This window comes from Micromonospora sp. CNZ322 (assembly GCF_007827755.1).
Genome location: NZ_VITD01000008.1, coordinates 255,988 through 276,551 on the forward strand (window position 1 = coordinate 255,988; position 20,564 = coordinate 276,551).

Below are 20,564 nucleotides of genomic sequence, written 5' to 3' on the forward strand. Positions count from 1 at the left end.
ACGACAGCTACCTCAACCGAGCGTGAACATCCCCGGCTGCCCGACCGAAGGCGATCGTGCCGCCGGTCGGGCACCGCCGACGAGGTGGGTCAGAAGCCCAGCTTGCGCAGTTGCCTCGGGTCGCGCTGCCAATCCTTCGCGACCCGCACGTGCAGGTCGAGGTAGACCCGACCGCCGAGCAGCTCCTCGATCTGCTTGCGGGCGTTGGTGCCGACCTCCTTGAGCCGACTCGCCTTGTGCCCGAGCACGATGGCCTTCTGGCTGGGCCGCTCCACGTACAGGTCGGCGTAGATCTTCATGACCTGACCCTCGGGGATCATCTCCTCCACCACCACGGCGATGGAGTGCGGCAGCTCGTCGCGGACCCCCTCCAAGGCGGCCTCGCGGATCAGCTCGGCGACCAGCACCTGCTCGGGGTCGTCGGTGAGCATGTCGTCCGGGTAGAGCTGCGGCGACGGCGGCAGGTACTTGGTCATCACGTCGACGAGGGTGTCCACCTGGTGCCCGGACACCGCGCTCACCGGCACGATCTCGGCGAACTCCCCCATCTTGCTGACCGCCAGCAGTTGCTCCGCCAGGCGACGCTTGTCCACCAGGTCGGTCTTGGTGACCACCGCCAGCACTGTCGCCTTCAACTCGGCCAGCTCGCCGGTGATGAACCGGTCACCGCGCCCGACCGGCTCGTCCGCCGGGATGCACAGGCCGATCACGTCGACCTCGGTCCAGGTGGACCGGACCAGGTCGTTGAGACGCTCGCCGAGCAGCGTACGGGGGCGGTGCAGGCCCGGCGTGTCGACGAGGACCAGCTGCGACTCCGGTCGGTGCAGCACCGCCCGGATAACGTGCCGGGTGGTCTGCGGCTTGTTCGAGGTGATGGCGATCTTGGTGCCGACGATGGCGTTGGTCAGCGTCGACTTGCCGGCGTTGGGGCGACCGACGAAGCAGCCGAACCCGGCCCGGTACGGACGCGCCTCCGGATCCTGCACCGGGCTCACTGGGTCACCGTGCCGAGGACCGTGCCGTCCGGAGCGGCCACGTGGACCGGTGCGTCCGCCGCGAGGTCCCGTACCGCCGCGTGCCCGGCACCATCCAGCGTCGACGCCTCGGTCACCACCACCGCCGCCTCCAGCCGACTCGCCCCGGCCGCCACGGCCGAAGCCACCGCCAACTGCAACGCGGTGAGCGTCAGCGACGGCAGCGCGACACTGGCCGCCGCGTACGTCCGCCCGTCCTGGTCGCGGACCGCGGCGCCCTCCACGGCGCCGACCCTCGCGCGGGCTCCCCGGGCCAGGACGACGAGCTTGCCGTCCTCGGCGCTCAGCGCGCCCGACGCTGTGGGGGTGGGCCGGGCGACAGGCGCGGCGGGTGTGTCAGGCATCGGCGGGTTGCCTCTCATCGTCTCGATAGTTGTCCGTGTCGTCCCCGGGGCCGGCGTGCTCGCCGCGCCCCGCGGTGTCGTGCTCATCGCCCGGCTCCACCCGGCTGACCAGGACGGTGTCGATCCGGTTGCGCCGGCCGGTGGTGCCCTCGGCGACCAGGCGGAGACCGGCGACCTCGGCCTCGGCACCCGGGATCGGCACCCGCCCCAGCGACTGGGCGAGCAGACCGCCGACCGTCTCCACCTCGTCGGTGGGCAGGTCGGTGTCGAACATCTCGCCGAGATTCTCCACCGGCAGGCGAGCGGTCACCCGCACCGAGGAGTCCGCCAGACGTTCGACGGGCGGGCGCTCGACATCGTACTCGTCGGTGATCTCACCGACGATCTCCTCGAGGATGTCCTCGATGGTGACCAGACCGCCGGTGCCGCCGTACTCGTCGACCACGATGACCAGGTGGTTGCGGGCCGCCTGCATCTCGGACAGCAGGTCGTCGACCGGCTTGGACTCCGGCACGAAGGTCGCGGGGCGCATCAGCTCGGCCACCGGCAACTGCTCGGCCCTCGGGTCCCCACCACGGGAGCGCCGGATCAGGTCCTTGAGGTAGAGCACCCCCAGCACGTCGTCGACGCTCTCGCCGATCACCGGGATGCGGGAGAAACCGGAGCGCAGGAAGAGCGCCAGCGCCTGCGCGAGCGTCTTGCCCTCCTCGATCCACACCATCTCGGTACGCGGCACCATCACCTCACGCGCAATGGTGTCGCCGAGCGCGAAGACGGAGTGGATCATCTGGCGTTCGCCGTGCTCGACAACGCCGCGCTGCTCGGCCAGGTCGACCAGCTCCCGCAGCTCCACCTGGGTGGCGAACGGACCTTCCCGGAAGCCGCGCCCCGGGGTGACCGCGTTGCCGATCAGGATCAGCAGCGACGCGAGCGGGTTGAGCGCCCGGCCCAGCCAGCGGACCAGCGGCGCCACCGCACGACCCACGGCGTAGGCGTGCTGCCGGCCGATGGTGCGCGGGGCCACGCCCACCACCACGAAGCTGACCACTGTCATCGCGCCGGCGGTCACCAGCGCGGCCCGCCAGCCGGCGCCGAAGCTGTCCACCGCCACGAGCGCCACGAGTGTGGTGGCCGTCAGCTCGGCGAGCAGCCGCAACAGCAGGAGCAGGTTGAGGTGTCGGACGACGTCGCCGGCCACGACCTGGAGGGTCCGGGCGCCGCGCACGCCGTCGCGGGCCAGCTCGGCGGCTCGGGCCGGTGAGACCGCGGCGAGGGCCGCCTCGGTCATCGCGATCAGGCCGGCCAGCACCACCAGACCGGCCGCGAAGACGATCAGCTGAAAGTCGGGAAGGCCGGCGGTGGCGCCGGCCGCGAGTAACGGAGGAGTGGACATCACTGGGTGCGGGTCGACCGCCAGCTCGCCAGCAGCCGAGCCTGGAGCGCGAACATCTCCCGCTCCTCCTCCGGCTCGGCGTGGTCGTAGCCGAGCAGGTGCAGCACCCCGTGCACGGTGAGCAGGTGCAGCTCGTCGGCCGGCGCGTGCCCGGCGGTAGCGGCCTGCTTGGCCGCCACCTCCGGGCAGAGCACGATGTCGCCGAGCAGGGCGGGCTCGCCGCCGGCCGGTGCGGACTCACCCGGGCCGTGGTCGACACTGCCCTCGTCCATGGGGAAGGCGAGCACGTCGGTCGGGCCGTCGCCACCCATCCAGCGGTGGTTCAGCTCGGTCATGTAGTCGATGTCGACCAGCAGCACGGACAGCTCGGCGAGAGGGTTGACCCCCATCTCGTCGAGGGCGTGCCGGGCGACGGCGAGCACGGCGTCGGTGTCGACGTCGACACCGGACTCGTTGGCGATCTCGATGGACAACTGCTTTCCTCTGCTTTAGCGGCGGCGGGCGGCCCGGCCGCCCTGGGCGGGTCGCCCAGGCACGGCGTGAACGCCCTGCGCCTGCTGGTTCTCCCGCTCGGCGTCCCAGCGGGCGTACGCGTCGACGATCTCCCCGACCAGCTGGTGGCGGACCACGTCAGAGCTGGACAACTGGGAGAAGTGCACGTCATCGACGTTTTCCAGGATCTCCCGAACCACCCGCAGGCCGCTGCTCGTCCCGCCGGGAAGGTCCACCTGGGTGATGTCACCGGTCACGACGATCTTGGAGTTGAAGCCGAGTCGGGTGAGGAACATCTTCATCTGCTCGGGCGTCGTGTTCTGCGCCTCGTCCAGGATGATGAACGCGTCGTTGAGCGTCCGACCCCGCATGTAGGCGAGGGGGGCGACCTCGATCGTGCCGGCGGCCATCAGCTTCGGGATGGTCTCCGGGTCGAGCATGTCGTGCAGCGCGTCGTAGAGCGGGCGCAGGTACGGGTCGATCTTCTCGTTGAGCGTGCCGGGCAGGAAGCCCAGTCGCTCGCCCGCCTCGACCGCCGGCCGGGTGAGGATGATGCGGTTGACCTGCTTGGCCTGCAACGCCTGGACGGCCTTCGCCATCGCCAGGTAGGTCTTTCCGGTGCCGGCCGGGCCGATGCCGAAGACGATGGTGTGGGTGTCGATAGCGTCGACGTACTTCTTCTGCCCCAGCGTCTTGGGGCGGATGGTGCGCCCGCGCCGGGAGAGGATGTTGAGTGTCAGGACCTCGGCGGGCCGCTCGGCGCTGCCCTGCTCGAGCATGCCGACGGTACGCCGGACGGCGTCACTGGTCAGGGTCTCGCCTTTCTCGATGAGTTCGAGGAGCTCGCTGAAGACCCGCTCGGCGAGGGCGTTGTCCGCGGGGTCACCAGTGATGGTGATCTCGTTGCCGCGAACGTGCACGTCACTGGTGACCGAGCGTTCGACGAGTCTGAGGATCTCGTCGCCTGCGCCGAGCAGATTGACCATGATCTTCGGGTCGGGCACGGTGATCCTGGTCTGCACCCGGGGCGGGCCGGGAGGTGGGGTGCCGGTCATAGGTTGGGCCGAAGGGCCCTGCGCACCTGCTCTCGATCTCGGCGCCGGCCTGCTGGCCTGGCGTGCGGACGTTACACCCATCGTATCGGTTCAACGCGGGGCGCATCGCGCCCATTTCCGCTGGCCGCGATCAACTCCCGGCCCGGAAGTCGTACCGGTCGAAGGTCTCCTGGTGGCGGGTGAACCGGTACGTCGCCCAGTGCATCCGGACCACCGCGCCGGCCTCGTCCCGGGTCAGCCGCAGCAGCTCACCGACCTCCCGACCGGAGACCACCCGGAACACGTCCGGCTGGTCCGGCAGCGGGGTGAAGATCGCCGGTGGGCGTCCGGGCGGGTCACCGACCCCGCGCGCCCGCAGGGTGCCGTCGTGCCAGGAGAAGACGTACTCGGAGCCCTCGCCCCACCAGCGGCCGAGCGCCCCCCGCAGGGCCGCCGGCGCGGGTGCGCCGGGTCGCCAGGGCTCGATCTCAGCCGGATCGTGCTCGACCGCCGCGGCGAGCAGCCGGTGCGACAGGTCGAACAGTTCGGTCGCTGTGCCGGACGAGCCGAGCACCGCGGCGCCCATCGCGCCGGGCGTGCCGTCACCGCCGCGGCGGCCGTACGCCCCGGCGAGGAACCCGGGCATCGCCCCGTCGTGCCCCACGTGCATCACCCGCTCCCCCTGCGGAATGAGGATCAGCCCGAGCCCGAAGCCCGCGCCCCACAGCGTCTCGTCGGTGGTGGTCACCGGCCAGCGCATCTCGTCCAGGGTGGCCGGGGCGAGGACCGCGCCGGCCGGGTCCAGCGCCGCCGGGTCGGCCAGGAACGCCGCCCAGCGGGCCATGTCGGTCGCGGTGCTCCAGAGCTGGGCGGCCGGGCCGACCGCGCCGAAGTCGGTCGGTGGCTCCGGGTGCGCCTCGTCGGAGTACGCGTCGACCAGGAACCCGGTGGCCGCCGTCGGCCGTGGGGTCACCGTGGTGTCGGTCAGCCCCAGCGGCGTCAGGATCCGCTCGGTGAGCGCCTGCGCCCAGCTGCCGCCGCGGAGCCGGGCGACGAGTTGGCCGAGTACGGCCACGCCCAGGTTGGAGTAGTGGAACCGCCGGCCGGTCGGCAGCACCCGCTCGGCCCGGTCGAGCTCGACGACCAGTTGGTCGTCGTCCGGTGCGCGCAGGCTGTCCCACACATCGCCGAACGGCTCGCGTTGCAGGCCAGCGGTGTGCGACAGCAACCGGCGCACGGTCAGCTCGCCGTGCGCCGGGAGGTCCAGGTGCCGGCCCACCGGGTCGTCCAGGTCCAGCAGCCCGTCGTCGCGGCACTGCAGGACCAGCACCGCGGTGAACGTCTTGGTGATCGAGCCGATCCGGAACTGGGTGCCCGCGTCCAGGGGGCTGTCGGTGCCGGTCTCGCCGACGGTGCAGCTCCAGAGCGGTCGGTCGGCCCGGTGCAGCGCCGCCGACACCGCCGGCACCCGGGCTTCGGCCTGCACCCGCCGGACCAACCGGTCCAGGTGCTCAGTACCGCGACCGTCGGAACCGCGCTCGCTCACGCCGTCGCTCCGCTTCGCTGCGCGCCGGCGCGAGGCGCCACGCTACTGAGCCTGCTGGTTCGCTCGCTGCGCTCGCTCACGCCAGGTTCCGGGCGAGCATCGGGCCGAGCGGCGCACCGCCGAGCAGATGCGCGTGCACGTGGAAGACCTCCTGCCCGCCGTACGCGCCGGTGTTGAACATCAGCCGGAAACCGTCGCCGAGCAGCCCCTCGTCCTCGGCCACGGCGGCGGACGTCGCCAGCACGTCGGCGGCCAGCGCCGGGTCACCCTGGGCGAGCGTGGCGACGTCGGCGTAGTGCTCCTTCGGAATGACCAGGACGTGCACCGGCGCCTTCGGGTCGATGTCGCGGAAGGCGAGCGTGGTGTCGGTCTCCCGGACCACGGTGCCCGGGATCTCCCCGGCGACGATGCGGCAGAACAGGCAGTCGGATCCCATCGGGGCAGTGTAAGGACTAACGGGCCGGGAGCGCTCCGGCGCAGCAGGCGACGCCGGCCTTCGCAGGCACGGCACGGCTGAGGCAGGATGGCCAGCATGACGGATCGGGCGGTACTCGTGACCGGGGCCTCGCGCGGGATCGGCCGCGCGGTGGCGAAGGCGTTCGCGGCCGGCGGCGACCGGGTGGCCATCCACCACCGCGACTCCGCCGACGCGGCCGAGGAACTACGCGCGCAACTGCCGGGCACCGGGCACGTGGTGGTCCGCGCCGACCTCACCGATCCGGACGCGGTCCGGGTCATGGTCGACCGGGCCGCCGAACTGCTCGGTGGGCTGGACGTGCTGGTCAACAATGCCGGGACGTACGGCGACCGCGACGACCCGCACCCGATTTTCGGCGCCTCGTACGAGGAGTGGCAGCAGCGCTGGCGGCAGGTGCTGGAGACCAACCTGACCGGCGCCGGCAACGTCACCTGGTGCGCCGCCCAGCACATGCGCGAACGCGGCGGGCGGATCGTCAACGTCTCGTCCCGTGGCGCGTTCCGTGGCGAGCCGGAGCAGCCGGCGTACGGCGCCAGCAAGGCGGGGCTGAACGCGCTGGGCCAGTCCCTCGCCGTGGCGCTCGCGCCGTACGGCATCACTGTCGCCACCGTCGCGCCGGGCTTCGTGGCGACCGACATGACCACCGAGCACCTGCGCGGCGAGCGGGGCGCGGCCATCCGGGCGCAGAGCCCGTTCGACCGGGTGGGGCAACCGGAGGAGATCGCCGCCGCCGTGCACTGGCTGGCCTCGCCGCACGCCGAGTGGGCCTCCGGCACGATCGTCGACCTCAACGGCGCCTCCTACCTGCGCAGCTGAGGTCGACGCCGCAGGCAGGTCACCCGGCCGGGGAGGTGGTTGGCGGTTCGCGGGAGGGTAAGTCCCACCGACATGGCCGACTCCGCGCTGCTGGACCTCACCGCCGACTACCGGGTGGCCGATGGCCACGACGACGACCCTGTCCTGCTCCGCCCCGACGGCACCCCCGTCGACACCTGGCGCGAGGACTACCCGTACGACGAGCGACTGGATCGCGAGGAGTACGACCGCGACAAGCGGCTCCTCCAGATCGAGCTGCTGAAACTCCAGGACTGGATCAAGGAGTCCGGCGAGCGTCTGGTGATCCTCTTCGAGGGCCGGGACGCGGCCGGCAAGGGCGGCACCATCAAACGCTTCATGGAGCACCTCAACCCGCGTGGCGCGTCGGTGGTGGCGCTCGCCAAGCCGGACGAGCGGGAAGCCGCCCAGTGGTACTTCCAGCGCTGGCTGGCACACCTGCCGGCGGCCGGCGAGATCGTGCTGTTCGACCGTTCCTGGTACAACCGGGCCGGCGTGGAGCGGGTGATGGGCTTCTGTAGCCGCAAGGAGTACCTGGAGTTCCTGCGGCAGGCCCCGGAACTGGAACGGATGCTGGTGCGCTCAGGCATCCGGCTGGTCAAGTTCTGGTTCTCCGTCTCTCAGAACGAGCAGCGCACCCGGTTCGCGATCCGCCAGGTCGACCCGGTCCGGCAGTGGAAGCTGTCCCCGATGGACATCGCCTCACTCGACCGGTGGGACGAGTACACCGAGGCCAAGGAGGCGATGTTCTTCTGGACCGACACGGCCGACGCGCCGTGGACGGTGGTGAAGAGCAACGACAAGAAGCGGGCCCGGCTCGAGGCGATGCGGCACGTGCTGCACCGCTTCGACTACACCGGCAAGGACGCCGACGTGGTCGGCACACCGGACCCGCAGATCATCGGGCCGGCCGGGCTGGACCTGGGGCCGGAGGAAGAGGTGGTGCCGGTGTTTCCCCGGCCCTGAAACGAGCCGGCCGCCGACGGGTCACCAGCGGCCGAGGCGGGCGGCGAGCACGCTGAGGGCCGCCACGCCGGCGGTGGAGGTGCGCAGCACGGCCGGCCCGAGGCGTACGGGTCGCCCGCCGGCCTCGGCGAAGGCGGTCAACTCGGCCGGAGCGATGCCACCCTCCGGGCCGATCACCAGCACGATCTCGCCGGTGGAGGGCAGCTCGGCGGTGGTGAGCCGCTCTTCGGCCTCCTCGTGCAGCACGAACCCGGCGGCGGCACCGGCGATCCGACGGGCCACCGTGGCGGTGGACTCGTCCGGCGCACCGGCCACCACCGGCAGCCACGGCCGGCGGGCCTGCTTGGCCGCCTCCCGGGCGGTGGCCACCCACTTCTCCCGGGCGCGTACGCCCCGGTCACCGCGCCACTGGGTCACCGAACGCGAGGCCGCCCAGGGCACGATCTCGTCCACCCCGACCTCGGTCATCGCCTGTACGGCCAGCTCACCCCGGTCGCCCTTGGCGATGCCCTGCACTGTCACCAGCCGGGGTACGGGCGCGTCCGCGTACCCCCGGGAGGTGATGGTGACCTCCAGGCTGCCCCGGCCGACGGCAGTGACCACGGCGGCGGCCGTGCCACCGCGGCCGTCGGCGAGCAGCAGCTCCTCGCCGACGCGCAACCGCTGCACGGTGGCGGCGTGATGCCCCTCCGGGCCGTCCAGGGTCAGCGCGTCGCCGGTGGGCAGCGCCTCGACCAGGAACAGCGGTGCGGACACCTCAGGCGTGCCCGTTGAACGCGTCGCGCATCCGGGAGAAGAAGCCGCCCTGCTTGGACAGCTCGGCGACCTCCTCACCACGGGTCTTGGCGAAGTCGCGCAGCATCTTCTCCTGGTCCGGGTCGAGCTTGGTGGGCGTCCGCACGTCGAGGTGGACGTAGAGGTCGCCTCGGCCGGTGCCGCGCAGGTGCGGCACGCCCCGGGCGCGCAGTCGCAGCGTGCTGGCCGGCTGGGTGCCGGCCTTGACGTCGACGGTCTCCTCGCTGTCCAGCGTCTTGATGGTCAGCCGGGTGCCCAGCGCCGCCGCCGTCATCGGCACTGTGACCCGGCAGTGCAGGTCGTCGCCCTTGCGGGAGTACACGTCGTGGGGGCGCTCGTGGATCTCCACGTAGAGGTCACCGGCGGTGCCGCCGCCGGGGCCCACCTCGCCCTGCTGGGCCAGCCGGATCCGCATGCCGTCCTCGACGCCGGCCGGGATCTTGACGGTCAGCGAACGGCGGGTCCGCACCCGGCCGTCGCCGGCGCAGGTGGGGCAGGGGTGCGGGATGGTGGTGCCGTAGCCCTGGCACACGGTGCACGGCCGGGCGGAGACCACCTGGCCGAGGAAGGTGCGCTGCACCGACTGCACCTCGCCCCGACCGCCGCACGCCTCGCAGGTCGCCAGGTGGGTGCCGGCGGCCGTGCCGGCGCCGGAGCAGGTGGTGCAGAGCACCGCCGTGTCGACGGTGATCGGGGCCTCCACGCCGAAGGCCGTCTCGTGCAGGTCGAGTTCGAGCCGCAGAATCGCGTCGGCGCCCGGGCGGGTACGCGGCCGTGGGCCACGGGCCCCACCTCCGGCACCGCCGAAGAACGCGTCCATGATGTCCTGGAAACCGACGAACGGGCCGGCGCCTCCGGGGCCACCCGGGCCGCCGGCACCGCCGCCACCCGGGGCGAGCGGGTCGCCACCCAAGTCGACGATCTGCCGCTTCCGGTCGTCCGAGAGGACCTCGTACGCGGCGTTGATGTCCTTGAACTTCTCCTGAGCCTCCGGGTCCGGATTGACGTCCGGGTGGAACTGGCGTGCCAGCTTGCGGTAGGCGCGCTTGATCTCGTCATCGGAGGCTTCCCGGCTCACACCGAGAATGCCGTAGTAGTCCCTGGCCACTGCGTTCCGTGTCCTCATGTTCGTCTCGCGTTGCGCCGGTCGGCGGCCGCAGCCGGCCGCATCGGCCCTGACCAATCAGTTCTGGGCCAGCAACTCGCCCACGTAGCGTGCCACGGCGCGCACCGTGGCGATGTTGCCGGGGTAGTCCATCCGGGTGGGCCCCAGCACCCCCAGGCCGCCCACGATGGTGGCACCCGGGCCGTACCCGGTGCTGACCACCGAGGCGGCGCGCAGGTTGTCGAACTCGTTCTCGTCGCCGATCAGCACCCGGGTCGTGCTCGGCTCGGTCTCACCGATGAGCTTGAGCAGCACGACCTCCTCCTCCAGAGCTTCGAGGATCGGCCGCAGGGAGCCCTGGAAGTCGAGCAGGCCACCCCGGGTGAGGTTCGCGGTGCCGGCGAGCGCGATCCGCTCCTCGTGCCGCTCGACAAGCGTCTCCAGCAGGACGGTGGCGAGCGTGGTCATGGTCGGACGCAGCCCGGTCGGCGCTTCCTCGACCAGCGCCTGCACCAGCGGCGGCGTCTCGGACAGCCGGGCGTTGGCGAGCTTCTCGTTGATCAGTCGGCGCAGGTCGGTGACGTCGTCGGCGGGCACCGGCCCGGGCAGCTCCACGAGTCGCTGCTCCACCCGCCCGGTGTCGGCGATCATGACGAGCATCAGCCGGGTGGTGGAGATCGGCACCAGCTCCAGGTGACGCACCGAGGAGCGGGCCAGGCTCGGGTACTGCACGACGGCGACCTGCCGGGTCAGCTGCGCGAGCAACCGCACCGTGCGGTGCACCACGTCGTCGAGGTCGACCGCGCCGACCAGGAAGCGCTCGATGGCCCGGCGCTCGGCCGGGCTGAGCGGCTTGACCCGGGACAACCGGTCGACGAAGAGGCGGTAGCCGCGGTCGGTGGGCACCCGGCCGGCACTGGTGTGCGGCTGCCGGATGTAGCCCTCCTCCTCCAGCACGGCCATGTCGTTTCGGACCGTGGCCGGGGAGACCCCGAGCTGGTGCCGCTCGACCAGCGCCTTGCTGCCGACCGGCTCCTGGGTGGAGACGTAGTCTTCGACGATGGCGCGGAGCACGGCGAGTTTCCGGTCGTCGAGACCCATCCTCCGCACCTCCTGTCGCACGTCGGCCGCCGGCGCTCTGGGCCGGCCGGGCCGTCCTGGCACTCGACTGTAACGAGTGCCAGTCTACGTCGGCGGGCCCGCCGACGCGATGATCAACGGCCACCCGTCGGTGCGGTCCACGCCACCCTGTTGGGCCGATCGGCCCGCACTGCCAGGCGGTGTCGCTCTGGTGCGGCGTTGCCACGGGCCCCTACCGTGACATCCATGACTGAACCTCCTCGCCCTCCCGGGTCGGGCGACCCCGGCAACTACCCGCCGGAGCCCACCTCCCCAGGCCCGTCCCCGTCGGCCGAGCCGCCCACCGCACCACTGTCCGGGGCGCCCGGCCCGGCCGGCTATCCCCCGCCCGGTGGCTATCCGCCGCCCACCGGTGACCAACCGCCGTCAGGCGGCTACCCTCCGGCAGGCGGTTATCCCCCGCCCGGGGGCTATCCCCCGCCCGGCGGCTACCCGGCCGGTGGGGCCTACGGCGGCCCCGGCGGCGGCTACGCCAACAACGAGGACAAGACCTGGGCGCTGGTCGCGCACTTCGGCGGCGCTCTCGGCGCGCTGGTCAGCTTCGGTCCGCTGGGCTTCGTCGCCCCGCTCATCGCCTACCTGGCCCGAGGCCAGCAGTCGCCGACCGTCCGGGCACACGCCCTGGCCGCCCTGAACTTCCAGATCCTCTGGTCGATCATCGCGTTCGTGCTGCTCTTCGTGAGCTGGTGCCTGCTCTTCCTGCCCAGCATCGCCGTCGTGGTGATCCAGATCCTGTTCGGGATCATCGCCGGCATCAAGGCCAACGAGGGCACCCCGTACCGCTACCCGATGACTGCCAACTTCATCAAGTGAACCGGGCCGGCCGCTCCCCCGGCCGGTCCGGAGCACCGCAGTCCCGGTCCGGGGTGGGCCACTCAGGGCAGCAGGTCGCGGACGACCGCGTCGGCGAGCAGCCGCCCGCGCAGGGTGAGCACCGCCCGGCCGGCGGCGTACTCGTCGGCGGCCAGCAGGCCGCCGGCCAGCGCCCGCTCGGCGCCGGCCCGACCGGTGGCGTCGAGCACCGCCAGCGGGAGGCCGCTGGCCAGCCGCAGCCGGAGCATCACGTCCTCCATGTGCGCCTCGTCGACAGTGAGCACCTCCCGGGCCAGACCGGGAGACGCACCGGCGGCCAACCGCTGGGCGTACGCCGAGGGGTGTTTCACGTTCCACCAGCGCACCCCGCCGACGTGGCTGTGCGCCCCCGGCCCCAGCCCCCACCAGTCCGCGCCGGTCCAGTAGAGCAGGTTGTGCCGGCAGCGGGCTTCCTCGGTGCGGGCCCAGTTGGAGACCTCGTACCAGGAGAGCCCGGCCGCGTCGAGCGCGGCCTCCGCGGCCAGGTAGCGGTCCGCGGCCACGTCGTCACTGGGGTACGCCAGCTCGCCGCGCCGCATCCGGGCGGCGAGCCGGGTGCCGTCCTCGACGATCAGGGCGTACGCGCTGACGTGGTCCACCCCGGCGGCGACGACCTGTTCCAGCGAGGCGGCGAAGTCCTCGGCCCGCTCCCCCGGGGTGCCGTAGATCAGGTCCAGGTTGACGTGCTCGAACCCGGCGTCGCGCGCCTCCAGGGCGGCGGCGGTGGCCCGGCCGGCGCTGTGTTTGCGGTCCAGGATCGCCAGCACCCCCGGAGAGGCGGACTGCATGCCCAACGAGATCCGGGTGTAGCCGGCGGCCCGCAGCAGCTTCAACGATTCCGGGGTGACCGACTCGGGGTTGGCCTCGGTGGTCACCTCGGCGTCGGCGGCCAGCCCCCAGGTGCGGTCGATGCCGTCGAGGATGCGGGCCAGGTCGTCGGCGGGGAGCAGGGTGGGCGTGCCGCCGCCGACGAAGACGGTGTCGACCCGGGGCGGCGGGGTGTCGCCGAGCACCCGGGCGGCGAGCTTCAGCTCGGCCAGCACAGTGTCCGCGTACCCCTCGCGGCTGGCGCCGCCGCCCAGTTCGGCGGCGGTGTAGGTGTTGAAGTCGCAGTATCCGCAGCGGCTGGCGCAGAACGGCACGTGCACGTACACGCCGAAGCCGCGCGCGCCGACCACCGCGGTGGCGGTGGCGGGCAACGATCCGTCGACGGGGACGGTCTCACCATCTGGAAGGACGCCGGGCATGGCCACTAGTGTGCCCGGCATGACCTCTCCCGACGTCCTCGTGCGGGTCGCCACGGCTCGTGGGGTGACCACCCTCACCCTGGACAGCCCGCACAACCGCAACGCGCTCTCCACCGGCCTGATGACCCAACTGCTGGCCGAGCTGGCGGACGCGGTCGCCGACGAGGCGGTCCGAGTGATCGTGCTCGACCACACCGGCCCGGTCTTCTGCTCCGGCGCGGACCTGAAGGAGACCGCCGCGGCGTACGCCAGCGGGACGGTGCCGGCCGGGATGCTGGGTGACGTGCTCGCGGCACTCTGGGAGTGCCCGAAGCCGGTCCTGGCCCGGGTGGGCGGGCCGGCGCGGGCCGGTGGGCTGGGCCTGATCGCCGCCGCCGACCTTGCGGTTTGCGCCGACGAGGCAACGTTCGCGTTCACCGAGGTACGCATCGGGGTGATCCCGGCGGTGATCTCGGCGACCGTGCTGCCCCGGCTGCACCCCCGCGCCGCCGCCGAGCTGTACCTGACCGGCGACACCTTCGACGGTCGCCGGGCCGCCGAGATCGGCCTGGTGACGGCCTCGGTCCCGGCGGACGGGTTGGACGACGCGGTACGGGGCTACTGCGACTCGTTGGTGCGCGGCGCGCCCGGGGCGTTGGCCGGCGCGAAGGAGTTGCTGCGCCGACCGGGTACCGCCGAGTTGCGCGCCGACCTGGCTCGACTCTCCGCCGTCTCGACCGGCTACTTCCTCTCCGACGAGGGGCGCGAGGGGGTCACCGCGTTCCGCGAAAAACGACCGGCGCGCTGGGTGCCCGCTCTCGACGCCTGACGGTCGGGGCGCCACCGGGAGCGGCGGCGCCCCACTGTCGGGTCACCAGGCGGTCGCGCCGCCGTCGACCGGGTAGTTCGCCCCGGTGATGTACGACGCCCGGTCGGATGCGAGGAAGACCACCAGCTCGACGACCTCCTCGGGGCGCGCGAAGCGCTTGAGGAGCGTCTTGGCGGTGATGGCGTCCCGGGCCTCCTGGTTGTCGCCGAGGTCGCGCTCGCTGGCCGGGGTGAGGGTGGGTCCGGGGCTGACCGCCACCGCGCGGATGCCGTGGGGCGCGCCTTCGAGGGCGAGCTGTCGCGTCATGCCGATGATGCCGGCGTTCGCGGCGGTGTGACCGACCATCGGCGGGACGTGGCCGCCGATCATTCCGGCCATGGAGGCGGCGCTGATGATGACGCCGCCGCCGCGTTGGACCAGGTGCGGCCAGGCGAACTTCGACACGAAGTACGGAATGTCGAGTTCTCCGGTGATGGTGTAGCGCCAGTCCTGCACGGAGAAGTCGGGCATCGGGCCGAAGCGGAGCGCGGCTGCGTTGTTGTAGACCACGTCGAGCCCGCCGTAGGTGGCCGCGGCGTCGTCGACGAGCTTGCGTACCTGCTCGGGGTCGGTGAGGTCGACCGGCGCGATGCCGGTCATCTCGCCGCCGGCGCGACGGACGAGTTCGACAGTCTCGTCGTTACCGGCGACCTGGAGGTCGGCCCCGACGACCTTCGCGCCCTCGCGGGCGAAGGTCAGCGCCGCGACGCGGCCCAGACCACCGCCGGTGCCGGTGATCAGCACGACTTTGCCATCGAGCGTTCCCATGGAACTCCCCCTCGTTCGTCGACCAACGCGCCCGGGTATGGGAGGGTAGGCCGGATTGATATGTCAACTGGCTCAATTCCTTGACCGATCAATCTCTTCCCGTTGTCGGTTACCCGGTGACGCTCATGACAGCCCCGCACCGGGACGAGCGACAGAACGACGTGGCAGGTGAGATCGCCACCGGAGCGGGAACGTCGCCAACCGGTACGCAACAGCGGAGCCGCCCCCGAACCGGTCGGAGTCGGCCAGGCCGGGCCCGAACCACTCGGACGACCCGCGGAGGGCCAGCGGGGACGTACGCTTGTCAGACTGTCGATCTGGGGGTGTGGGTGCGAACTCGGGCAACCGTGGCGGGTGGAGTGGCGCTCATCCTCATCGCCGTGATCGCGATCTGGCTCGTCGTACGGCAGGTCGGCGACAATCTCAAGTTGCCACTGATGGCACGGAAGTGCACGGTGCAGGCCGACGGACGGGTCGCGCTGGACGCCGACCAGATGGCTAACGCGGCGACCATCGCGGCGATCGGCGCGAAGCGCGGAATGCCCGAGCGGGCCGTCGTGGTCGCGCTCGCCACCGCGTACCAGGAGTCCGGGCTGCGCAACCTCGCCGACGGCGACCGCGACTCGGTCGGCCTGTTCCAGCAGCGACCGAGCCAGGGCTGGGGCACCCCGGCACAGATCCGCGACCCGCGTTACGCGGCCAACCGGTTCTACGCGGCCCTCAAGAAGGTGCGCGGCTGGGAGGAGATGCGCGTCACCGACGCCGCCCAGCGGGTGCAGCGCTCGGCGTTCCCCGAGGCGTACCAGAAGTGGGCCGACGACTCCGAGGTGCTCAGCCGGGCCCTGCTCGGTGACGCCAGCGGCGCTGTCGCCTGCACGGTCGGGCGTACCCCGGCGATGCACGGCGCGGCGGCGGCCGCGCAACTGACCCGCAACCTGGTGCTGGACTGGGGGTTGAAGGGCACCGACCCGACCGACCCGACCGGGTTGGCGGTGACTCCGGGCGACCAGCGCGACGGCTGGCGGTACGCGCACTGGCTGGTCTCGCACGCCCAGGACCACGGGGTGAAGCGGGTCCGCTTCGGCGACCTGGAGTGGACCGCCCGCGACGGCTCGTGGGGCCGTGTGGACGCCCAGCAGAACCCCGCTGGCCAGGTGATCGCCGAAGTGTTCAACGAGGGTTGACCGACCTGGATCTCTTAACCGGCAGTCACCGCACAATCGGGCAATACGCATAGAATCGCACTATTGATCACCCGGATCTCACTCTGTGCGTTTCTCTCGCTGCGTGGGGTCCCGCCTTGGCCCAATCCCGCGCCACACCCTCCCCGATGCCTGGGCCGCCGCGTTACGATCGGCGGCCTGTGCCAGAAAAGGTTTCACCTCATGGGGAGGGGTACGACGCGGTGTTCGATTACGGCGACCGGACCGGTTACGAACCGATCAGCGACATTGACCGCAAGGAGTTCCACGAGCAGGGCTTCCTCCTGCTGCGCAACGTCCTGACGGAGGACCACCGGGCGGCGCTGGAGGCGGCGGTCGACCGCGTCTACGCGGAGGAGCAGGCCAAGGGCACCACCAAGAAGGACGGCACCCTGCACCTGCTGGGCTTCCTGGAGCGCGACGAGCTCTTCGGTGAGCTGCTGACCCACCCGATCGCCTTCCCGTACATGTGGGGGCTGGCCGGCTGGAACATCTACACCCACCACAACCACCTGGACGTCACCCCGCCGGCCGCCGAGCCGGAGAAGCCGTACTGGGGTTGGCACCAGGACGGGTACCGGCAGAACTCCGACCCGGAGACGATGGACCCGAACCTGCCTCGGCCGATGTTCTCGCTGAAGGTCGCGTACGTGCTGTCGGACCTCTCCGAGACCGGCCGCGGCGCCACCAAGGTCATCCCGGGCAGCCACCTGAAGAACTCGCTGCCCCGGCCGGCGGACCTCACCGTGCAGAACCCCGATCCGGAGGGCACGGTGGAGATCACCGCGAACCCGGGCGACGCCTTCATCTTCGACCGCCGGCAGTGGCACTCGCGGTCGACGAACCTGTCGACCATCACTCGCAAGATGCTCTTCGTCGGCTACACCTACCGGTGGATCCGTCCGCTGGACGAGCTGCACCCCGACGTGAACGGCGAGTGGTACCGCAACCGCACCCCCGTGCAGCGCCAGCTGATCGGTGAGGGCACCCACACCGCCAACTACTGGGGCATCAACTGGGACGGGTACGTCGACGACGAGATCCCGCTGCGCAAGGAGCTCAAGGAGCGCGGTCTGCTCGACCGCAACATTCCCTGGCTCCGCTGACCCACTGCTCGTAGGACGGCCCCCTGCCGACGCTCAGCGTTGGCAGGGGGCCGTTCCGCGTCTGCGGACCCGACCGCTCCGGCCCAGCCCGTTCCCGACCACCGGAGACCGCACTGTCGGTAGCGTGGCGGGTGCGCAGGTCGGGGCGCGGCGCCAGGGCGTGGGGTGGCACAGGAGGCAGCGCAGTGACATCCGCTCCGCTCCCCCGGATCCTCCGCCGCCGCGGCGAGCCGGAATACCCGACCTTCCTGGAACTCTTCTTCGATCTCGTCTACATCTTCATGTTCTCCCGGCTCGCTGCCAGCCTGGCCGAGAACCTCACCGTCCGGGGCGCGGCGCAGACCGCCGTCCTGCTGCTGGCCGCCTGGTGGGTCTGGGTACTGACCGCGTGGCTCACCGACCTGTTCAACCCCCGACTGCCGATCATCCAGGCGACCACCCTGCTGGTCATGCTCGGCACCCTGCTGATGGCGATCGCGACCCCGTACGCCTTCGGTCGGTACGGGTGGCTCTTCGTCGCGGCCTACTTCGCCATTCACCTGGTCCGCGACGCCGTCCTGATCCCCGGCACCCGGGTGAACCGGCCAATTCAGGCCAGGAGCATCCGGGTGTTCTTCTGGTTCGGCGTCACAGTGACGCCCTGGGTGGCCGGGGTGTTCGCGGACGAGACCGCCCGACTGGTGCTCTGGTCTCTCGCGGTGGCGGTCGACCTCGGCTCGGCCCGGGTCGGCTGGCCGACGCCGAGGCTGGGGCGCACCGAGCTGGCCAGCCAGATCTTTACCGGGGTGCACCTCTCCGAGCGCCACCGGGCGATCTTCATCGTCGCGCTCGGCGAGTTGATCCTGAGCACCGGCACGGGGCTGGCCGGCAGCGGATTCACGGCCGGCGCGGTGGCCACCAGCGCGGTCGCGTTCCTCAGCGCGGTCCTGCTGTTCCAGCTCTACTTCCAGCGGGTCCAGCGGATCCTGGCACCACCGAGCGTCGCAACTGTGGAACGGGTCCGCTCCGGCACCTCCACCTCGTACAGCCATCTGGTCATGGTGGCCGGGGTGGTCCTGGTCTCGACCAGCACCTCGCTGGTCATCGACCGGCCGTTCGGCCGCGCCCCGGTCGAGCTGATGGTCGCCACCCTCGGCGGACCGGTCCTGTTCCTGCTCGGCAGCGTCCTGTTCGATGCCGTGGTGACCGGCCGGACCCTCTGGTCCCGGGTGCTGGCGATCGCGGTGTTGTGTGCCCTGGTGGCACCCGCCACCCTCCTGTTCCCGCCCATGGCGGCCCTGATGCTGGCGAATCTGGTCCTGCTGGTCACCCTGGTCGGGGAAGGGCTGGTCGCGCGCAGACGCCTGGTCGCCGCCGCGCCATCGTGATGAAGGGCCGTCGTAGAGAGTCACCGCAGCATCGGTGGTGCCGGCGTACGCGTGTGTCGCCGGGTGCTCACCAGGTTCGCCACGGCGATGAGGAGCAGCACCGCCATGGCGAGCAGGGCGAGCAGCACCGGCGGCAGCAGGGGCGTGGCCGGTGCCACGCCCGCCAGCAGCACCAGCCCGGCCAACCGGGACCGCGAGATCCGCCCGAACACGGTGAAGTCGAGGACGCCCCGGCCGACCAGGTACAACGCGGGTCCGCCGAGGATCACGGCGGCCCACGAGGGCGGGGTCTCGCCCAAAGGGCGGCTCACCACGAGCCGGCTGGTGACCGCCGCGCCGATGATTCCGGCCACCATGACGAGATGGGTGACCGCGGCGGACTGGGTGAGCAGCGCCGGGTTGGACGATCGGGCGATCGCGTCGGTCAGCAACTCACCGGCGCGGTAGATGTAGATCCGCCACATCAACACGATGGTGGTGAACACCACGAGTAGAGCCGAGGCTCGCTCCAGCGTGTACTCGCTCATGCTGAAGGTCGTTCCGGTCACGAAGATCGAGACACCGAGCGCGACGATGACGAACTGCCGGTAACGCTCAGCTACCCGCGCGCCGACCAGCCGCCAGTCGCGCGGTCGTGAGCGGCCGATCCCGGGTACCGGCCAGCCCAACGCCGCCGAGCCATACTCGACGACGGCGGCGAGCACCCAGATCGCCAACTGCCCCGAACCGCCCAGGAGCGCCCCACCGATCCAGCCGACGCCGGCGACGGCCTCCCAGATCAGGATCCGGATGCTGCGCCGCGGCGGCCTCCTGCGCGAGATGACCAGGATGTAGTAGGCCGCGGTACTGAGGTGGATGACCACGTACGTGGTCGCGAAGAGCAGCCGGCGATCGCCGTACGCGTCGGCCGCGAGCGCGGCCAACAGCAGGCTGGCCGCCGCCACCCAGATGAACTGCCCCTGCCCGGCCGGGCGGGTCAGGTCGACGCTGTCCGCCGTCCACACGGTCAGCGCCCAGATCATCGTGAACCCGAGCAGCAGCACCAGCGTCCCGACGACGCCCGTCCAGGTCAGGTCGTCGGCCAGCACCGTCGCCAAGGTGACAAGCGCGAAGACGTAGACGAGGTCGAAGAAGAGCTCCAGGAACGCCGGACGCTCCAGGCCCGGGTCGGAGGGTGACGCCGCCGCAGCACCGCCGTCCGTCGTCATCGACATCGCGCTCCACCCGGTCCCCGCCGCACGCCCTCCGTGGGGACAATACGGGCAAGTCCGTCGCTGGGCCCGTCATCGGGGTTCTTCCGGGCCGGATCCGCCGAGCCCGCCGGTGCTCGTCGCGGCGTCGCGGCGGATGCCTTCGCGGGCGGTCAGCCCCGGGCGGCGAGGCGTCGACGGGCCTTCTCCCGGATCGGCTCCGGCAGGTCCTCGGCGTCGAGCAGCCGCGGCAACAACTCCGGCTCCAGGCTGTTCGCCCGGAACACCTCGCCGATGGTGACACCGTGCGCCGGCCGGTCCACCACCTCGACCGGGTCGCCCGCGCCGACCTCCCCCTCGCGCAGCACCCGCAGGTAGGCCCCGGGCGATGCGCGGACGGTGAACCGCTTGATCAGATCCGGTACGCCCCAGAACCCGGCGAAGGTGGTGCAGGGGGTGCGCGGCTTGGTGACCTGGAGCAGGGCGGAGCCGACCTGCCACTGCTCGCCAATCACGGCACCCGTCACGTCGACCGCGTAGGTGGTCAGGTTCTCGCCGAAGCCGCCGGGCGGTATGGCGCGGCCCAGGTCGGCCACCCACCAGGCGGCGTCCTCCTCCGCGTAGGCGTAGACCGCCTGGTCCGGGCCACCGTGATGGGCCGGCTCGCCAATGAAGTCACCCGCCAGGCCGCCGGTGAGCACCGAAACCGGGCCGTCGACCGGCCGCTTGTCGATGCCGCTGCGACCGCTCGCGTCGCCGGCCCACCCCGCCTCGGTCACGATGCCGAGGTTCACCGCTGCCACCCTGCCCGTCATGACCGCCAG

At 71.7% G+C, this 20,564-nt stretch carries 21 protein-coding genes; 7 read left to right on the forward strand and 14 right to left on the reverse strand.

Features of this window, described 5'->3' with window-relative positions; translation table 11 throughout:
* Positions 1-89: 89 nt before the first annotated feature.
* The 7 genes from era to FB453_RS20765 form a co-directional block, all read right to left on the reverse strand.
* Positions 90-986: a GTPase Era gene (gene era, locus FB453_RS20735; protein WP_091409997.1), complete on the reverse strand. Its 897-nt coding sequence runs from the start codon at positions 984-986 to the stop codon at positions 90-92.
* A gap of 5 nt (positions 987-991) precedes the next feature.
* Positions 992-1,378, reverse strand: a complete 387-nt coding sequence (locus FB453_RS20740) for a cytidine deaminase (RefSeq protein WP_112588259.1) — start codon at positions 1,376-1,378, stop codon at positions 992-994.
* Positions 1,371-2,795: a hemolysin family protein gene (locus tag FB453_RS20745; RefSeq protein WP_112588261.1), complete on the reverse strand. Its 1,425-nt coding sequence runs from the start codon at positions 2,793-2,795 to the stop codon at positions 1,371-1,373. The genes FB453_RS20740 and FB453_RS20745 overlap by 8 nt, the downstream gene beginning before the upstream one ends.
* Positions 2,771-3,244: an rRNA maturation RNase YbeY gene (gene ybeY / locus FB453_RS20750; protein ID WP_030491788.1), complete on the reverse strand. Its 474-nt coding sequence runs from the start codon at positions 3,242-3,244 to the stop codon at positions 2,771-2,773. The genes FB453_RS20745 and ybeY overlap by 25 nt, the downstream gene beginning before the upstream one ends.
* Before the next feature lie 15 nt (positions 3,245-3,259).
* Entirely contained in the window at positions 3,260-4,318 is a 1,059-nt protein-coding gene (locus tag FB453_RS20755; protein ID WP_145792520.1) for a PhoH family protein, read from the reverse strand.
* Positions 4,319-4,448: 130 nt separating this feature from the next.
* Complete coding sequence (locus FB453_RS20760; RefSeq protein ID WP_145792523.1) at positions 4,449-5,843, reverse strand: serine hydrolase domain-containing protein; 1,395 nt, start codon at positions 5,841-5,843, stop codon at positions 4,449-4,451.
* 76 nt (positions 5,844-5,919) lie between these two features.
* Entirely contained in the window at positions 5,920-6,279 is a 360-nt protein-coding gene (locus FB453_RS20765) for a histidine triad nucleotide-binding protein (protein ID WP_145792525.1), read from the reverse strand.
* Between the two features lie 96 nt (positions 6,280-6,375).
* Between FB453_RS20765 and FB453_RS20770 the strand changes: the two genes are divergently transcribed.
* A complete protein-coding gene (locus FB453_RS20770; protein WP_145792527.1) occupies positions 6,376-7,137 on the forward strand; it encodes an SDR family oxidoreductase in 762 nt (253 codons plus the stop codon).
* 72 nt (positions 7,138-7,209) lie between these two features.
* Positions 7,210-8,121, forward strand: a complete 912-nt coding sequence (gene ppk2, locus FB453_RS20775) for a polyphosphate kinase 2 (protein ID WP_145792529.1) — start codon at positions 7,210-7,212, stop codon at positions 8,119-8,121.
* 21 nt (positions 8,122-8,142) lie between these two features.
* Here ppk2 and FB453_RS20780 read toward each other — a convergent pair whose 3' ends face one another.
* From FB453_RS20780 to hrcA, 3 genes are all read right to left on the reverse strand, one after another.
* Positions 8,143-8,877, reverse strand: a complete 735-nt coding sequence (locus FB453_RS20780; RefSeq protein WP_112604292.1) for a 16S rRNA (uracil(1498)-N(3))-methyltransferase — start codon at positions 8,875-8,877, stop codon at positions 8,143-8,145.
* Between the two features lies 1 nt (position 8,878).
* Positions 8,879-10,024, reverse strand: a complete 1,146-nt coding sequence (gene dnaJ / locus FB453_RS20785) for a molecular chaperone DnaJ (RefSeq protein WP_181518639.1) — start codon at positions 10,022-10,024, stop codon at positions 8,879-8,881.
* A 75-nt stretch (positions 10,025-10,099) separates the two neighbouring features.
* Positions 10,100-11,122 (reverse strand): heat-inducible transcriptional repressor HrcA, encoded by a 1,023-nt coding sequence (gene hrcA / locus FB453_RS20790; protein WP_112588271.1) that lies wholly within the window; start codon positions 11,120-11,122, stop codon positions 10,100-10,102.
* A gap of 225 nt (positions 11,123-11,347) precedes the next feature.
* Here hrcA and FB453_RS20795 point away from each other — a divergent pair, with 225 nt between their 5' ends.
* On the forward strand, positions 11,348-11,974 hold the full coding sequence (locus tag FB453_RS20795; RefSeq protein ID WP_145792539.1) for a DUF4870 domain-containing protein: 627 nt from the start codon (positions 11,348-11,350) through the stop codon (positions 11,972-11,974).
* 62 nt (positions 11,975-12,036) lie between these two features.
* Here the strand turns inward: FB453_RS20795 and hemW are convergent, their stop codons facing one another.
* Entirely contained in the window at positions 12,037-13,260 is a 1,224-nt protein-coding gene (gene hemW, locus FB453_RS20800; RefSeq protein WP_186718414.1) for a radical SAM family heme chaperone HemW, read from the reverse strand.
* A 19-nt stretch (positions 13,261-13,279) separates the two neighbouring features.
* Here hemW and FB453_RS20805 point away from each other — a divergent pair, with 19 nt between their 5' ends.
* On the forward strand, positions 13,280-14,068 hold the full coding sequence (locus tag FB453_RS20805) for an enoyl-CoA hydratase-related protein (RefSeq protein WP_145792543.1): 789 nt from the start codon (positions 13,280-13,282) through the stop codon (positions 14,066-14,068).
* Between the two features lie 42 nt (positions 14,069-14,110).
* On the opposite strand, the gene FB453_RS20810 is transcribed toward FB453_RS20805, so the two are convergent.
* Complete coding sequence (locus FB453_RS20810; RefSeq protein ID WP_112604296.1) at positions 14,111-14,875, reverse strand: SDR family NAD(P)-dependent oxidoreductase; 765 nt, start codon at positions 14,873-14,875, stop codon at positions 14,111-14,113.
* A gap of 383 nt (positions 14,876-15,258) precedes the next feature.
* Here FB453_RS20810 and FB453_RS20815 point away from each other — a divergent pair, with 383 nt between their 5' ends.
* From FB453_RS20815 to FB453_RS20825, 3 genes are all read left to right on the forward strand, one after another.
* Positions 15,259-16,059, forward strand: a complete 801-nt coding sequence (locus FB453_RS20815) for a hypothetical protein (protein ID WP_486480357.1) — start codon at positions 15,259-15,261, stop codon at positions 16,057-16,059.
* Positions 16,060-16,280: 221 nt separating this feature from the next.
* Positions 16,281-17,183, forward strand: coding sequence for a phytanoyl-CoA dioxygenase family protein (locus FB453_RS20820; protein ID WP_112604298.1), 903 nt, complete (start codon positions 16,281-16,283; stop codon positions 17,181-17,183).
* Between the two features lie 185 nt (positions 17,184-17,368).
* Positions 17,369-18,550 (forward strand): low temperature requirement protein A, encoded by a 1,182-nt coding sequence (locus FB453_RS20825; RefSeq protein ID WP_145792548.1) that lies wholly within the window; start codon positions 17,369-17,371, stop codon positions 18,548-18,550.
* 20 nt (positions 18,551-18,570) lie between these two features.
* Here FB453_RS20825 and FB453_RS20830 read toward each other — a convergent pair whose 3' ends face one another.
* Together FB453_RS20830 and FB453_RS20835 are read right to left on the reverse strand one after the other, a co-directional pair.
* Positions 18,571-19,764 (reverse strand): low temperature requirement protein A, encoded by a 1,194-nt coding sequence (locus FB453_RS20830; protein ID WP_145792550.1) that lies wholly within the window; start codon positions 19,762-19,764, stop codon positions 18,571-18,573.
* 149 nt (positions 19,765-19,913) lie between these two features.
* A complete protein-coding gene (locus tag FB453_RS20835; protein ID WP_112737315.1) occupies positions 19,914-20,555 on the reverse strand; it encodes an MOSC domain-containing protein in 642 nt (213 codons plus the stop codon).
* Positions 20,556-20,564 lie beyond the last annotated feature (9 nt).